Source organism: Inconstantimicrobium porci (assembly GCF_009696465.1).
In the GTDB taxonomy this organism is placed as follows: domain Bacteria; phylum Bacillota; class Clostridia; order Clostridiales; family Clostridiaceae; genus Inconstantimicrobium; species Inconstantimicrobium porci.
Genome location: NZ_VULX01000015.1, coordinates 18,170 through 35,548, shown reverse-complemented (window position 1 = coordinate 35,548; position 17,379 = coordinate 18,170). Strand labels below are relative to the sequence as shown.

The 17,379-nt window shown below is 33.0% G+C and carries 12 protein-coding genes; all 12 read left to right on the top strand.

The genetic code is table 11. The features are described from left to right. Window positions 1-146 precede the first annotated feature (146 nt). The 12 genes from FYJ33_RS10360 (at window position 147) to whiA (ending at window position 17,379) form a co-directional block, all read left to right on the top strand. Window positions 147-1,394 (top strand): S41 family peptidase, encoded by a 1,248-nt coding sequence (locus FYJ33_RS10360; protein ID WP_154531668.1) that lies wholly within the window; start codon window positions 147-149, stop codon window positions 1,392-1,394. 15 nt (window positions 1,395-1,409) lie between these two features. Then, the gene (locus FYJ33_RS10355; RefSeq protein ID WP_154531667.1) at window positions 1,410-2,678 is read left to right on the top strand and encodes a PDZ domain-containing protein; all 1,269 of its coding nucleotides are present in this window, start codon (window positions 1,410-1,412) and stop codon (window positions 2,676-2,678) included. Between the two features lie 200 nt (window positions 2,679-2,878). Next, on the top strand, window positions 2,879-4,858 hold the full coding sequence (gene uvrB / locus FYJ33_RS10350) for an excinuclease ABC subunit UvrB (RefSeq protein ID WP_154531666.1): 1,980 nt from the start codon (window positions 2,879-2,881) through the stop codon (window positions 4,856-4,858). Further along, a complete protein-coding gene (gene uvrA, locus FYJ33_RS10345; RefSeq protein ID WP_154531665.1) occupies window positions 4,858-7,686 on the top strand; it encodes an excinuclease ABC subunit UvrA in 2,829 nt (942 codons plus the stop codon). Before uvrB ends, uvrA begins: the two co-directional genes overlap by 1 nt. A gap of 241 nt (window positions 7,687-7,927) precedes the next feature. Continuing rightward, window positions 7,928-8,368, top strand: a complete 441-nt coding sequence (locus tag FYJ33_RS10340; RefSeq protein WP_154531664.1) for an FHA domain-containing protein — start codon at window positions 7,928-7,930, stop codon at window positions 8,366-8,368. Between the two features lie 13 nt (window positions 8,369-8,381). Next, the gene (locus FYJ33_RS10335; protein ID WP_154531663.1) at window positions 8,382-9,629 is read left to right on the top strand and encodes an FtsW/RodA/SpoVE family cell cycle protein; all 1,248 of its coding nucleotides are present in this window, start codon (window positions 8,382-8,384) and stop codon (window positions 9,627-9,629) included. Next, complete coding sequence (locus tag FYJ33_RS10330) at window positions 9,630-11,102, top strand: peptidoglycan D,D-transpeptidase FtsI family protein (RefSeq protein WP_154531662.1); 1,473 nt, start codon at window positions 9,630-9,632, stop codon at window positions 11,100-11,102. It begins immediately after the preceding gene. 13 nt (window positions 11,103-11,115) lie between these two features. Continuing rightward, window positions 11,116-12,987 (top strand): excinuclease ABC subunit UvrC, encoded by a 1,872-nt coding sequence (uvrC, locus tag FYJ33_RS10325; protein WP_154531661.1) that lies wholly within the window; start codon window positions 11,116-11,118, stop codon window positions 12,985-12,987. Between the two features lie 168 nt (window positions 12,988-13,155). Next, window positions 13,156-14,067, top strand: a complete 912-nt coding sequence (gene murB, locus FYJ33_RS10320; RefSeq protein WP_154531660.1) for a UDP-N-acetylmuramate dehydrogenase — start codon at window positions 13,156-13,158, stop codon at window positions 14,065-14,067. 128 nt (window positions 14,068-14,195) lie between these two features. After that, window positions 14,196-15,080: an RNase adapter RapZ gene (gene rapZ, locus FYJ33_RS10315; RefSeq protein WP_154531659.1), complete on the top strand. Its 885-nt coding sequence runs from the start codon at window positions 14,196-14,198 to the stop codon at window positions 15,078-15,080. Further along, window positions 15,077-16,411, top strand: a complete 1,335-nt coding sequence (locus FYJ33_RS10310; RefSeq protein ID WP_154531658.1) for a gluconeogenesis factor YvcK family protein — start codon at window positions 15,077-15,079, stop codon at window positions 16,409-16,411. Before rapZ ends, FYJ33_RS10310 begins: the two co-directional genes overlap by 4 nt. Window positions 16,412-16,422: 11 nt before the next feature. Next, window positions 16,423-17,379 carry a DNA-binding protein WhiA gene (gene whiA, locus FYJ33_RS10305; RefSeq protein ID WP_154531657.1) on the top strand — a complete coding sequence of 319 codons (957 nt, stop codon included), beginning with the start codon at window positions 16,423-16,425 and terminating at the stop codon, window positions 17,377-17,379.

The following is a 17,379-nucleotide window of genomic DNA, read 5'->3' as shown; positions in this document are numbered from 1 at the left end:
ATCAGAGATTAGAGAATGGGGATTTGTCTCTTTATATCGAAACTCCCTTAAGGAGTTTAATCCGATTCTCTGCTCTCTTAGTTCTAATCTATTGTGATTATATTAATGGAATTAGCACATTTTTATAGAAGGGAAGTAAGGTTTATATGGAGAACGATAAAAAGTCACCAAAAGGTAAAGTTACAAAAGTAGTATTTATAGTTCTGCTATTTGTCATTACTAATGTGGCATCTTTTTTTGCTGGTGGTATGCTGAGTTTCAACAAGATAATGCCATGGATCAGCAGTACACAGTTTGCAAAGGAATTTAGTCAGATAAAAGATATAGGTAAATATAAAGAATTGTTTGCAGTAAGGGAAACATTAATAAAAAGGTTTGATGGCGATATTGATGATTCAAAACTTGTTGAAGGTGCTATAAAAGGCATGACAGCAGCACTTGATGATAAGTATACTTATTATATGAACAAAGATGAATATAAACAGTATAAGGAAGAGGTTGATGGAAGTTTTGTTGGAATAGGAATAAGAATTTCAACAAAAAATAACAAGATTTATGTTGCTGAACCTATAAAGGGATCTCCTGCAGAAAAGGCAGGAATAAAAGCTGGCGATTACATTATAAAAGTTAATGGCAAAGAGTATAGTGGAGAAGAAAAAGATAAAGAAAAAGCTATATCTGTTATGAAGGGAAAACCTGGAGAGAAAGTGACACTTACTATTGAAAGAAACAGTAAGACTTTTAATATAGATGTTGTGCGTGGGCAGATAATCAATCCTTCTGTAGAAGGTGAGATGCTGAATAATAATATAGGTTATATAAGTGTGTCTGGCTTTGAGCTTAATACAGCAAAAGATTTTAATGCAAAGCTTAAAGAGCTTAAACTTAAAGGTATGAAGGGGTTGATAATGGATTTAAGAGATAATGGTGGTGGATATTTAAATGTCAGCGTAGATCTTGTATCAAATTTCATACAAAAAGACAAACTAGTAGTGTCTACAATAGATAAATATAAAAATAAGCAAGAAAGTTTCTCGAAAGGCGGTGATGCAATAGGAATGCCGCTTGTAGTACTAGTTAATGGTAATTCTGCAAGTGCATCAGAAGTTGTTTCAGGAGCACTTAGAGATTATAAGGCAGCTACTTTTGTAGGAGTAAAGACATTTGGAAAGGGTATTGTTCAGACAACTTTTGAGAATAAAACAAATGGTTCAGCATTAAAGATGACAATATCAAAATATTATAGTCCTTTAGGTATTAATATTCATAAAAAAGGTATACAGCCTGATGTAACAGTGGAATACCCTAAGGAACTTATTGGAAAGAAATATGATAGAAGTAAAGATCCTCAGTTTAAAAAGGCTTTAGAGTTAATTGAGGAGAAAACAAAATAGGAGGAAAAATAGGTTATGGATTTATCAAGATATATTTTAAAATCCATAGCTGCTGCAGTTACAGAACCTGGTTCAGTTATAATGCTTGTAGTTTTAAGTATTATTTTATATGCTAAGAATAAAAAAATAAGTTTAATGCAGAAAATGATTATGGGAGAATATATACATTCTCCATTAGAGCTTACGTTATCACAGATGGTGATTGGAATTGTATTTGGTTCAATAGGAAGCTCTATACTGGCATATTTAGGTGTGGCGTTTGATGGGAATTCAGGCATATGGATATTGTTCATAATATCCATAATACTGATGCTTTATAATCCGAGATTTTTCTGCTTTTCTTATTCAGCTTCTATACTGGGTTTTGTATCTGTGATTATAAATATCTTTTATAAAGATACCATGAGTGAAATACCTATAAGTATAAATATAGTTTCACTTATGACTTTTGTTGGTATTATGCATGTTTTAGAAGGTTTTCTTGTTATGTTTGATGGCGCTAAGGGAGCAATGCCGGTTTTTACAAGTAAGGATGGCAATGTTGCAGGAGGGTTTGCCTTGAAAAGGTACTGGCCTCTGCCTGTAGCTCTGATTATAATAATGAGTGGAAATGCTGATTTTTCAGTTAAACTTACAAGTTGGCCTGGTTGGTGGCCTTTAATACAGCATGGAATTATGTACACGGTATTGACAACAGCAGCTATACAGATGATGACCTTATATGGTGTTATTGGTTATTCATCTTATACTTTTAAAATGAATAAAAAACAAAAAACAAGGTTTTCAGGTATATGTATACTGATATATGGATTGGTGCTTACTGGAGTCGCTCAATTTGGTGAAATAAATATTATTTCTCAGATTGCAGTAATTATTTTTGCGCCTGTTGCTCATGAATTTATGTTATATATTCAGAGAGTAATAGAAGCGAAAAAAGATTATATCTATGTAAGCGATGATGGAATATGTATTCTTGATGTTATGAGGGATTCACCTGCTGAGAAGATTGGGATTAAAAGTGGAGATAAAATTTTAGAAATTAACGGTGAAATAGTTGATAATGAAAAAAGTCTTTTTGCAACTCTGAGAAAGAGATATATAAAAATGGACTTCTTAATCAGAAGTATTAATGGCGAAATAAAAACTATCAGCTGTGATAATCTTAATGGAAGAAGATTTGGGATAGTGGTAGTTCCCAAAGCTGTGGAATTAAATAATATTATTTCAGCAAAAAAAGACAGTTTTCAAGAGATATTAAGTAAAAAGAAAAAAGAAAATCACTAAACTATATAAATACAAGGCGGGGGACAGAAGTAAAGATTTGAACTGTCTACCGTCTTGTTTTTTTGGAAAGAATACAAAAAGGTAATGATCATTGATCAATGTTAAAAAAGTAGATATTATGTAAAAGAGGACGTTGATTATATATGACCAAAAGAGTATAATGAGAACATACATTTGGTTAGGCGAATAAGGAGGTTTTTATGGGTAAATTAAAAATAGTGTCAAAATTTAAACCTACAGGTGATCAGCCTGAAGCTATTAATAGTCTTGTTGAAGGTATTGAAAAGGGAGAAAGGTGTCAGACACTTTTAGGAGTTACTGGTTCAGGTAAGACTTTCACAATGGCTAATATTATAGAAAGAGTTCAAAAACCAACACTTGTTTTAGCTCATAATAAAACTCTTGCAGCACAATTGTGTAGTGAATTCAGAGAGTTCTTTCCTGATGCAATAGTTGAATATTTTGTTTCTTATTACGATTATTACCAGCCTGAAGCTTATGTTCCTCAGACTGATACATTTATAGAGAAAGATGCATCAATAAATGATGAAATAGATAAGCTTCGTCACTCTGCTACATCAGCACTGCTTGAAAGACGTGATGTAATTATAGTTGCATCTGTATCATGCATTTATGGACTAGGTAATCCTGAAGAATATAAGAAATTGACTGTTTCTTTAAGGGAAGGAATGGAAATAGACAGAAATGAAATAATGAGGAAACTTGTAGATATTCATTATGAAAGAAATGATATTGATTTTTCAAGAGGAACTTTTAGAGTAAGAGGAGATTCTCTTGATGTTATACCCGCATCAAAATCTAATACTGGAATAAGAATTGAGTTTTTTGGTGATGAAATAGATAAGATAAAGGAGTTTGATGTTCTTACTGGTAAGATTTTAGGAAGCAGAACGCATGTATCTATATTCCCAGCTTCCCACTTTGCAACATCAGCAGAAAAGATAGATAAATCTATCAGAATTATAGAAGATGAACTTGAAGACAGACTAAAGGAACTTAATGCTGAAGGAAAACTTCTAGAAGCACAGAGATTAAAACAGAGAACAAATTATGATATTGAAATGATAAGGGAAGTAGGATATTGTCCTGGTGTTGAAAATTACTCAAGAATATTTGATGGAAGAGCACCTGGAACTCCACCAGAAACTCTTATAGATTATTTCCCGGCAGATTATTTGTTATTTATTGACGAAAGTCATGTTACTCTGCCACAGGTCAGAGCTATGTATGGCGGCGACAGATCAAGAAAAGACTCGCTTGTTCAATATGGATTCAGACTTCCTTGTGCATATGATAACAGGCCATTGAAGTTTGATGAATTCGAGAAGAAGATAAACCAGGTTATATTTGTTTCTGCTACGCCTGGGGATTACGAACTTGAAAGGTCAGAAAATGTTGCTGAGCAGATAATAAGACCAACAGGGCTTCTTGATCCACAGATAGAAGTTAGACCAGTAGAAGGCCAGATTGATGATCTTTATGGTGAAATACAGAAAACTATAAAGAAAGGATTCAGGGTGTTGATTACAACACTTACAAAGAGAATGGCAGAGGATCTAACAAAATATCTTAAGGATTTAGGCGTAAAGGCAACTTATATGCATTCAGATATAGACACTATAGAAAGAATGAAGATAATAAGATCATTAAGACTTGGAGAAGATGATGTACTGGTAGGAATCAATCTTTTAAGAGAAGGGCTTGATATTCCAGAAGTAGCACTTGTAGCAATACTTGATGCTGATAAAGAAGGTTTCTTAAGATCAGAGACATCACTTATACAAACAATAGGTAGAGCTGCAAGAAACTCTGAAAGCAGGGTAATAATGTATGCTGATACTATAACAAAATCTATGGATAAAGCTATATCTGAAACAAATAGAAGAAGAAAAATACAAATTGAGTATAACGAAAAGAATGGTATAACACCTCAGACAATTATTAAAGATGTCAGAGAGGTTATAGAAATTACTACAGTTGCGGAAGATAAAGAAGAATATAATATTGCAACTGAAGAAAAACTACCAGTTAAAGATATTAAAAAGATGATTAAGAAACTTGAAAATGAAATGAAAGATGCTGCTAAGAATCTTCAATTTGAAAGAGCAGCCGAACTTAGAGATGAAATTCAGAAATTAAAAGAGAAGGGGGAAAAATAATGAATGATAAAATTGTTATAAAAGGTGCGAAAGTACATAACTTAAAGAATGTAAGTGTTGAGATACCAAGAAATAAGCTTGTAGTATTTACAGGACTTTCAGGTTCAGGAAAATCTTCATTAGCATTTGATACATTATATGCTGAAGGACAAAGAAGATATATGGAGTCTATTAGTGCTTATGCTAGACAGTTCCTTGGACAAATGAATAAACCAGACGTTGAGTATATCGAAGGATTATCACCAGCAGTATCAATTGAACAAAAGACAACAAGCAGGAACCCAAGATCAACAGTAGGTACTGTAACAGAAATATATGATTATTTAAGACTTCTTTATGCAAGAGTTGGTACTCCACATTGTCCAAAATGCGGCAAGGAGATATCACAGCAGTCAGTTGATCAGATTGTTGACAGAGTGATGCAGCTAGATGAAAAGACTAAGTTTCAGATAATGTCTCCTATTGTAAGAGGTAAAAAAGGAACTCAGGAAAAGACACTTGAGCATATTAAGAAAAGCGGATATGTAAGAGCAAGAATAGATGGTGAGATTTACGACCTTACTGAGGAAGAAGTTACACTTGAAAAGAATAAAAAGCATAACATAGAAGTAGTTATAGATAGACTTGTAGTTAAAGAGGGTATAGAAGTAAGGCTTACTGATTCAATAGAAGCGGCTTTAAAGCTTGGCGAAGGTCTTGTAATTATTAATGTTATAGGTAAGGGTGACACTTTATTTAGTGAAAATTTTGCATGTCCTGACTGTGGTATAAGTATAGGAGAAATTGCACCAAGATTATTCTCATTTAACTCTCCTTGGGGAAAATGCGACCATTGTGATGGGCTTGGAACTTTAATGGAGATAGATGAAAATCTTGTTATACCGAATAAAGATTTGAGTATAATGCAGGGAGCAATTTCATCCTGGGGAGATGGCAGACTTAAAGAAGATTCATGGACTTATGCAGTATTAACAGCATTAAGTGAGAAATACGATTTTAGCCTTAATACACCAATCAAAGATCTCCCTAGAAATATTGTTGATATACTTCTTTATGGTACTAATGGTGAGGCTGTTGAAGTACATTATATAAAAGATGGAATTGGGAAAAAATACAATTATACATATGATGGTGAAATAAATTCATTGAAAAGAAGATATGTGGAAACTGGTTCTGAGTACATAAAACAAGAAATTGAACAATACATGAATGATAATCCATGTCCTAAATGTAAAGGAGCTAGATTAAAGCCGGAAGCTTTAGCTGTAACAATTGGTGGGAAAAATATTAATGAATTTACTCAAATGTCTATAAAAGATGAACTTGAATTTATTAAATCATTAGAATTCTCAGAAAAGAATCAGATTATTAGCAGACAAATAATTAAAGAAATAAATTCAAGATTACAGTTCCTGGTTGATGTTGGACTTGAATATCTTGATTTAGCAAGAAGCTCTGGTACATTATCAGGAGGGGAATCACAAAGAATAAGGCTTGCAACACAAATTGGTTCTCAGCTTATGGGAGTACTTTATGTACTTGATGAACCTAGTATAGGACTTCATCAGAGGGATAATGATAAACTTATAGCAACTTTAAAGCATCTTAGAGATATAGGAAATACAGTAGTTGTTGTTGAACATGACGATGATACTATTAAAGAAGCTGATTATATTGTTGATATAGGGCCAGGTGCTGGAGAAAGAGGCGGTGAAATAATTGCTGCAGGTACTGTTGACGATATAATGAAATGTAAAAACTCTATAACAGGGCAGTATCTTACAGGAGAAAAGAAAGTTGAAGTTCCTAAGAAGAGAAGGAAGGGTAACGGAAACTTTATAACTGTAAAAGGAGCAAAAGAAAATAACCTTAAGAATATAAATGTAAAATTCCCACTTGGAGTATTTAATATTGTAACTGGAGTTTCTGGTTCTGGTAAGAGTACGCTTGTAAATGAAATCCTATATAAAGGTGTTTCAAAAGTCGTCAGCAAAACAAAAGCAATACCAGGAAGACATAAAGAAATACTTGGCTGTGAAAATATAGATAAGGTGATAAATATTGATCAAAGCCCTATAGGAAGAACTCCAAGATCTAATCCTGCTACATATACAGGAACATTTGATATTATTAGAGAATTATTTGCATCAACACCAGAAGCAAAGATGAGAGGATATAAGCAGGGAAGATTCAGTTTTAATGTTAAAGGAGGTAGATGTGAAGCATGTTCAGGAGATGGAATTATTAAAATCGAAATGCAATTCCTTTCTGATGTTTATGTTCCTTGTGATGTATGTAAAGGAAAGAGATATAACAGAGAAACTCTTGAAGTAAAATATAAAGGTAAGAATATAGATGATGTTCTTAATATGACAGTAGAAGAAGCTCTTGAGTTCTTTGAAAACATACCAAGAATAAAGAATAAGATTCAGACCTTATATGATGTTGGACTTGGATATATAAGACTTGGCCAACCGTCTACACAGCTTTCAGGTGGAGAGGCACAGAGAATTAAGCTTGCTTATGAACTTTCAAAGAGAAGCACAGGAAAGACTTTATATATTCTTGATGAGCCTACAACAGGTCTTCATGTTGATGATGTAAATAGACTTGTTTATATTCTTCAAAGACTTGTTGATGCAGGTAATACAGTAGTAGTTATTGAGCATAATTTGGATATGATAAAGTGTGCAGATAATATTATAGACCTTGGACCAGAAGGCGGAGATAAGGGTGGAACTATAGTAGCAACAGGAACACCAGAAAAAATAGTTAAAGTACAAGAGTCATATACTGGACAATACTTAAAGAAGTTTCTTGAACAATAAAATTCAAAGAAGATTAGAGATATGAGAGCAGAGATAAGAGAACAGGAAGCAATTATAAGATATAATTTTGAAACTCCCAAGGGGAGTTTCATCCTTTTCTCTAATCTCTAGTCTATTAAATTCTTAAGATTAGATGAATAAAAATTAATAGGGTATGTCCAGAATTGTATTTTAGTGTATAATCAGTAGTAGTTAGTTTTATACTGACGAAGAAGATAAACATTTTTTATGAGGTGAAGTTATGAGTCTTAATAGAATAACAAGCTTTATATTTGGCATAATTTTCATTGTTATATTGTATAATATTATTTATTATGCGTTAAAGGTAATGTATAAAGACGTTAGAACTGGGAAGAAAGGTAAAAGAAGAAGGGTTATACAGGCACATGGTTTAGAGATAATAAAGTCTACGCCAAAAGAAAGTTTAAAAAATGGATCAATTATTCCAGTAAGAGAAACTTTGTCTTTTGGTAGAAAAGAGGATAATTCAATAGTCTTAAATGATGAATTTGTGTCTGGATATCATGCAAAGATATACACTAAAAACAATATATTTTTTATTGAAGATTTAGGTAGTACGAATGGAACATTTGTTAACGGCACAAAGATTGATGGCAGAGTAAAACTGAGTGTTAATGATGAGGTGAGATTAGGTAACATAGTTTTTAAGGTTATAGATTAATGAGGTGAATTATATGGATTCAAGAAGTAAGTATGAAAGAAGATTAATGTACTTAATCTTTTTATTCTGTATGTGCTTATTTATAAATCTGTCTATAAAAGAAGATCCTATAGATAAGGTTCCATTAGTCTTAGGCGGAGTACTTATTGTTCTTATTACTTTTGGATACTTTGTAATACGAAAATTTTATCCTGATGGTGATAAGTATCTTCTTATATTTGCAGCTGTATTATCAATAATAAGCATTGCTGTTTTGTACAGATTAAATGTCATAAAAGCAGATCAGGGTAAATATTTAAAGCAGCTTGTTTGGTTTTCGGCAGGAATAACTGCCTACATATTAATAGTTGTTCTAATACCGGATTTAAAGTCATTTGTTAAGTATAAGAAGGTATATATGATAGGAACAGTTATATTTATGGCTATGCCGTTTATACCTTTTATAGGTAAAACGGTTAATGGATCAAGAAACTGGGTAAGAATCGCTGGCTTTGGTTTTCAGCCTTCAGAAATTGGTAAGATTTTATTCGTCTTATATTTAGCATCAGCTTTATGCCATTATGAAGATAAAGGGGATTTTATAGAAGATACTAAGCAGCTTATAGAGCCAGCAGTCATAGTAATGATTTGTCTTGGACTGCTTGTACTTCAAAGAGATTTAGGTTCAGCACTTATATTTTTTGGTATATCAATGACCGTGCTTTATATATCTACATCAAAAGCAAAATATCTTATTACTTGCCTTGGACTATTTAGTGCAGGCGCATATATTAGTTATAAGTTATTTGCACATGTGCGTTTGAGAATACTTGTTTGGAGAAATGTATGGCAGTATGCAGGCACTAAAAGCTATCAGCTTGTTCAAGGATTATATGCAATATCATCAGGTGGGATATTAGGCGTAGGGGTAGGAAATGGAATGCCTTCAAGTGTTCCAGAAAGATCTACAGATTATATTTATTCAGTTATATGTGAAGAGTATGGGATTGTTTTTGCTATAGGTATATTGCTTGTATATTTCCTTTTATTCTACAGAGGAATGAGAGCATCACTTGCTACTGATGATAAGTTCTCACAGCTTGCAGCTGTAGGTTTTAGTACCATGATAGTAATGCAGGTACTTGTTATAGTTGGTGGTATATTCACAATTATCCCACTTACAGGTATAACTCTGCCACTTATAAGTTATGGTGGTACATCTATGCTTACTATGTTCTTTGCATTAGGAATACTGCAGAAGATATCAGAGGAGGGTGCTTAGATGAAGAAGACAGAATTAAGTGTGTCAATACAACGTGTTATGATAGTGTTTGTATTTTTACTTATAGGGCTAATATCATATATTGCTTATTTTCAAGTGTTCAAGGCACCTGAGATAGCTGAAAAACCAGGTAATATACGAATTGCAGCTAAAAGAAATGAAGTTTTGAGAGGAACTATTTATGATAGAAATGGTGTGGCACTTACTAAGAGTGAAAAGGTAAATGCTACAACACAAAAAAGAACTTATACTGAAGGAAAGTATTATGCAAATATACTCGGATACGTAGATACTAAATATGGAGTATCTGGTCTTGAGAGAACACTAGATAAAACACTTATAGAATATAATAGCATAACTTTAGGGAAACTATTAAGATCATTAAATTTTAAAGATGCTATTAAAAATAGAAATCAAAAGGAAGATAAAGTTGGAAACAGCGTGTTTACTACTTTTGACAATAAAATACAAAAAGCTGCATATGATGCATTAGGTGATCATGATGGAGCTGCAGTAGTGCTTAATCCTAAGACAGGAGAAGTACTAGCGATGGTATCAAAGCCTTCATATAATCCTGAAGACCTTGAAGAAGTAATGAAAAAGGCTAATGCAGGTGAAATAAAAGGTCATCCTTTGATGAATAAAGTTGTTTCAGGAATGTATCCACCAGGGTCAACATTTAAGTTAATAACACTTTCATCAGCACTTGAAAATATTCCTGGTGTTGAGAACAGAACATTTAATGATAATGGTAAGATTGTCTTTAACTCAAAACAGTCATTAAGAAACCAGCATGGCACTTCTTATGGAAAAATTAATTTAAGAACAGCACTTGAAGTATCAAGCAATGTTGTATTTGGTACTCTTGCTGGAGAGCTTGGAAATGAAAAACTTAAAGCTACTGCTGAAAAATATGGTTTTAATAATAAAGTTCCGGCAGAAGGTCTTGCCGTTGAAACAAGTGAGTTCCCTACTCTAAGTAAAAGTGAGCCTGGAAGTATAGCACAGTCAGGTATCGGACAGAGTAAAGATCTTGCAACACCTATGCAGATGGCACTTGTAGCATCAACAATAGCAAATGAAGGTACAATGATGCAGCCTACTGTGATTAGTAAAGTAGTAAATAAAGATAATGATTTTGTATCAAAGGGATCATCAAAAGCAATAAGAAGTGATGTTATTTCAAAAAGTGTTGCTAATACTATAAAGGATTATATGACAACACTTGTTGACAATAGAGCTAAGAGAGATTGGGGAGTGTTCAGAGGACTTAATGCAGCAGGAAAGACAGGTACTGCTGATTATGTACTTCCTAATGGTAAGGATGGAACGCCTCATGCATGGTTTGTTGGTTTCGCGCCAGTAGACAATCCACAATATGCTATTGCTGTTATAGTTGAAGCCGGTGGAAATGGTGGAGAGGTAGCAGCGCCTATAGCTGGGCAGATTTTAAGATCAGCACTATCTAAATAGGAGGTGCCTATAGATGTTTGATTTTGAATTACAACTAAAAACTCTTCCTAATAAGCCTGGGGTGTATATTATGAAAAACACCCTGGGCGAAGTTATATATGTAGGAAAAGCCAAGATATTAAAAAATAGGGTAAGACAGTATTTTCAGAACTCAAAAAATCATTCTGAAAAAGTAAAGGCTATGGTGAGAAATATTGCAGAATTTGAGTATATTGTGACAGATTCTGAAATGGAAGCTCTTTTGCTGGAATGTAATCTGATAAAAAAGTACAGCCCTAAATATAACATAGCATTAAAAGATGATAAGTTTTACCCATTTATTAAGATAACTACAAACGAAGATTTCCCAAGAGTATTTGTTACAAGAAATTATGCAAAGGATGGCAACAAATACTTTGGACCTTATACAAATGCAGGAGCAGTTTATGAAACAATTGATCTTATAAAAAAACTATATCCACTTAGAACATGCAGAAAAAATATAGTTGAAGGGCAGACAACTTCAAGACCATGTCTTAATTATTATCTGAAGCTGTGTAGTGCTCCATGTGCCGGCTATATATCTAAGGCGGATTATGGTGTCTACATAAAGAATATAATAGGAATTTTAACAGGTAGAGATAATGATATTATTGCAGGCTTAAAAAAGCAGATGGAAGAAGCATCTGAAAACTTAGAGTTTGAGCAGGCTGCAAAATATAGAGATAAAATCATGGCAATCAAGAGCATAGTTCAGAAGCAGAAGATGTTTACTGCAAAAGAAGACGATGAAGACTTTATCAATATGTACTCTGATGATAAGGATGTCTGTGTACAGGTATTCTTTGTAAGAGACGGAAAAGTATCTGGCAGAGAACATTTTGTTATTGAAGACAGATCGGGAGATGACAGGGCAGACATATTATCAGAATTTATTTCATCATTTTATAGTGGAACTGCCAATATTCCTAAAAACATATATGTTCCAGAAGTTTCTGATTCAGAACTGCTGGAGAATTTCCTGACAATAAGAAGAGGTTCTAAAGTATGGATTAAGATACCACAAAAAGGCGAAAAGAAAGATATGCTTTATATGGTTTCACAGAATGCTAAAATCACTATGGAGAATTTTAAAGTGAAAATACTTCAGGATAAGGAAATCAATAAGACTTCCTTAAATGAATTAGCTGAACTTCTTGAACTTGAAGAAATACCATTAAGAATTGAATCTTATGATATTTCTAATATACAAGGAGTAGATTCGGTTGGATCTATGGTTGTATTTGAAAATGGTAAGCCTAAGAATTCTGATTACAGAAGATTTAAGATAAAAACAGTAAAAGGTGCAAATGATTATGACAGTATGAGAGAAATACTTCAAAGAAGATTTAAAAGAGGACTTGATGAAGTAAAGGCAATAGCAGAAAGAAATCTTGAACTGTCAAAAGGAAAGTTTTCATTCTTTCCAGATCTTATTATGATGGATGGCGGTAAGGGTCAGGTTAATATTGCACTTGAAGTACTTGAAGAATTAGATATAAATATACCTGTCTGTGGTATGGTAAAGGATGATAAGCATAGAACAAGAGGTTTGATTTACAATAATAAGGAAATAATCATCAATAGGGGAAGTAACCTGATGCATATGATAACAAGAATACAAGATGAAGTTCATAGATTTGCAATAACATATCATAGGAGTTTGAGAGATAAGAAAACACTTCATTCAATCCTAGAGGACATTCCCAATGTAGGAGAGAAAAGAAGAAGAAATCTCTTAATTAAGTTTGGTAGTGTAGAAAATATCAAAAATGCGACTATGGAGGAACTGCTTGATACAGAATCCATTGATAGAAAAGCAGCAGAGAGCATAATTTCATATTTTAATGAGAGCAAAAAAAGTTAAAGCAAATTATGGTCAATAAAAAATAAATTTTCACTTGATAATGAAAGCAAAGTTATCATATACTTATTAAGGAGTAAATAGACGTAGCGACAAATATCTGTTTTTATTTAAAAAATCAGGTAATTTTTGCCTGCTTATATTTATAAAATATGAATGAGGAGCTAAACAATGAATTATAAAGAATTCTATAACGTATTGTTAAATGTATATGGAAAAGAGCAGATAGAGCTAAATTCGCCTATGAGCAAACATATATATTTTAAAGTAGGAGGACCTGCAGATATTTTAGTTAATCCTAGAAACGTAGAGCAGATAAAGAGAACTATAGATTTATGCAAAGAAAATAATGTCCCATACTTAATACTTGGAAATGGCTCTAATATGTTAGTTAAAGACGGGGGCATAAGAGGCGTCGTAATTAAATTATGTTCACTTGATAATATAGTCGTTAAAAATAATGAGATAAAGGCACAATGTGGAGCATTACTTGCAGATGTATCAAAGAAGGCACTTGAAAATAATCTTACAGGATTTGAATTTGCGTGTGGTATACCAGGAACTGTAGGTGGAGCTGTTTTTATGAATGCTGGTGCATATGATGGTGCAATTTCATATGTGATTAAAGAAGCAGAAGTAATAGATGACAATGGAAATATCATTAATATAGGCTGTGATGAACTAGAACTTGGATATAGAACAAGTATAGTTATGAAGAAAGGATATGTAGTAGTATCTGCTACATTTACCCTTGAAAAAGGTGAGCATCAGAAGATAGAAGATAGAGTTAATGATCTTACAAAGAGAAGGGAAGAAAAGCAACCACTAGAATATCCATCAGCTGGAAGCACATTTAAAAGACCAGAAGGACATTTTACTGGAAAACTTATTCAGGAAGCAGGCCTTAAGGGATTTTGTATTGGTGGAGCAGCTGTTTCTAAAAAACATTCAGGTTTTGTGATTAACAAGGGTGGTGCTACTGCTAAGGATGTACTGGATGTTATAAAACATGTGCAAGATACAGTTAGAGAAAAATTTAATGTTGAGTTACAGACAGAAGTTCGAATAGTTGGTGAAGATTAGATATGAGTCCGTAGTTATTTTAGCTGCGGACTTTCTAATGTTTTATTAAAAACTAAAGGTTCTATTCAAAAATGTTTTTAGTTGATATAATAAGTATATAGTGTTACGAGTAATTGGGAGTGATATTTATGCGTTTTGTAATAGTAACAGGGTTATCAGGAGCAGGAAAAACACAGGCAACTAGAAGTTTGGAGGACTTAGGATACTTTTGTGTCGACAATCTTCCACCGAAACTTATCTCAAAATTTGCTGAGGCATGTATGCAGAGTGATGGAAAAATTGATAAAGTTGCACTGGTTATAGACATAAGAGGCGGAGTATTTTTTGATGATTTATTCGAAAGTCTTATGGAACTTAAGAAGAGTAATTTTACATATGAGATACTATTTTTAGAGGCATCAGATGAAGTACTTGTTAAAAGATTTAAGGAAACTAGAAGAAGTCATCCCTTATCACCAAACGGTAGAGTTATAACAGGAATTGAAGCTGAAAGAAATAAGCTTAGAGAATTAAAGAGCAGGGCTGATAATATAATTGATACATCTAAATATGCAATAAAGGATTTACGTGCTAAGATTAATCTTTTATATGGAAATGGTAAAGTTTCAGGTAAGCAGCTTAACTTAACTGTATTATCTTTTGGATTCAAATATGGAATACCTACAGATTCAGATCTTGTTTTTGATGTGAGATTTATTCCAAATCCATTTTATATTGAAGAATTGAAACCTTTCTCAGGAAATGATAAACCAGTACAGGATTATGTATTAAATCATGATGAAACAAAACAATTTATAGCTAAACTTGAAGATATGCTGAAGTTCCTGATACCTAATTATGTTAAGGAAGGAAAGAGACAGCTTATCATATCAATAGGATGTACAGGAGGAAGACATCGTTCTGTTGCTATAGCAAATGCGCTTTATGAAAGACTTAAGCAGACAGAGTACGAAGTTACAATTGAACACAGAGATATAAATGAGGATGTCAACAGAGGTGCAAGAAAACTATGAAGATGATTGACTGGCTTAAGCCAGGGATAAAGGTTAAAAGATGGATTAGCTATGCAATACTTGGTATTCTGATGATAGCTTTTGGATTAAATGAACTCGTGACAAAGAGAGTTTACAATGCATATTATCTTATATTTTTTATATTTTTAAATGTAACAGGAATACTGGTAATATATGTTTCTGTTACTGAAGGTATAAAATCGGTTATCGCACTTATTAATAAAGGTTATATAAAAATTTCAATTGATAATAAAAAGATGGAGAATCTTATTTATGAAAAAAGACTGCTTATAAAAGGACCTAAAATTGTAGTAATTGGTGGAGGAACTGGCCTTTCAACAATGCTTAGAGGATTAAAATATTATACTTCTAATATCACAGCAATTGTAACTGTAGCGGATGATGGAGGTGGTTCAGGAGCGTTAAGAGAAGACCTGGGAATTCTTCCACCTGGAGACATAAGAAACTGCATACTTGCACTTGCAGATACAGAACCTCTTATGGATGAACTACTTCAATATAGGTTTACAGATGGTAGGCTTAAGAATCAAAGCTTTGGTAACCTGTTCCTTGCAGCAATGAATGGAGTATCAGACAACTTTGAAAGTGCTGTTCAGAAAATGAGTTCAGTACTTGCTGTAACAGGAAAGGTTCTGCCTGTTACACTTGAAAACATGCATTTAAAAGCAGAACTTGAAAATGGCAATATTGTTGAAGGTGAATCTGATATACCTAAGGAAGCATTGAAGCAGAAGAGTAAAATTAAGAAACTTATGATTACACCTGAAAATGCTAAGCCACTTGAAGATGCGCTTCAGGCAATCAAAGAAGCAGATGCCATAGTTATGGGACCAGGTAGTCTTTATACAAGTGTAATTCCCAATATACTTGTGAAGGATATCGCTTCTTCTGTAAGAAAAAGTAATGCTATAAAGATTTATATATCTAATATCATGACACAGCCGGGAGAAACTGATAATTTTGCAGTTTCAGATCATTTAAAAACATTAAGAAAATATGGCGGAAGAGATATTGTAGATTATGTTATTGCAAATGTAGACAAGGAATCTCTGGAAAATGCAAACCAGTATGAATTAGATGGAGCTCAGCCAGTAGAACTCGACAAAGAAAATATAGAAAAACTGGGAATTAATATAGTTGAGGCTAATCTTGTTAAGTTGAAGAATGGCCTTGTAAGACATGATTCAGAGAATTTAGCTGAAATATTAATTCAGACAATAATGGAGAAAAAGTTACTTTTTGATAGAAAGAAAATACTTGAATATATGTATTTATCTCAAAGAGTGAAACAAAAAGAAAAGAAGAATTGAAAGGAGTAAATATGTCTTTTTCATCAAAGGTTAAAAGAGAAGTATGCAGATGCGCAGAAATGTCATATGATGAAGCACTGTGTGAACTTTCAGCCATAATGAAAGTTAGTGGTACACTAGCATTTAGCGGCAGAAAGCTTAGCTTTAGGATAACTACAGAAAACCCTGCCCTTGCAAGACTAGTATTCCTTTTATTAAAGGATCATTTTGATATTCATTCAAAATTAATGGTCAAAAAGAGCAACTCACTTAAAAAGAATAATATATATATGGTATTAATTACTGAAGATATGGGAGTTAAAAAGCTGCTTGAGGCAACTGGAATTCTTAAAGTTATTGATGGAATCATATCTCTTGATTATACAATAGATCAGGAGATGGTCAAGGATGATGCCAATGCAAAAGCATATATTAGAGGGTCATTCTTAGGCGGGGCAAGTATAAGTAATCCTGAAAAAACATATCACCTTGAGTTTGTAACTCATAGGGAAGAATATGCTCAGGATTTATGTAAGCTTATAAACAGATTTGGCCTTAGTTCAAAGGTTATACAGAGAAAGAGTTCATATATAGTCTATATAAAAGAAGGAGAACAAATAGTTGATCTTCTTAACATTATTGGCGCTCATACATCATTGCTTGAACTTGAGAATATCAGAATAATGAAAGAAATGCGTAATAATGTAAACAGACTTGTTAACTGTGAAACTGCTAATTTAAGCAAGACAGTTAATGCTGCTGTAAGGCAGGTAGAAAGTATTAAACTTATACAGAAGGAATTAGGGCTTGGAAGACTTCCTGACAATCTGAGAGAGATTGCAGAGCTTAGAATGATGTATCCAGATGAATCACTGAAGGAACTTGGCGAAATGCTTGTTCCGCCAGTTGGTAAGTCAGGAGTTAATCATAGACTTAGAAAAATAGAAAAAATCGCTAATGAAATACGAAGCGAACAAAAATTAAAATAA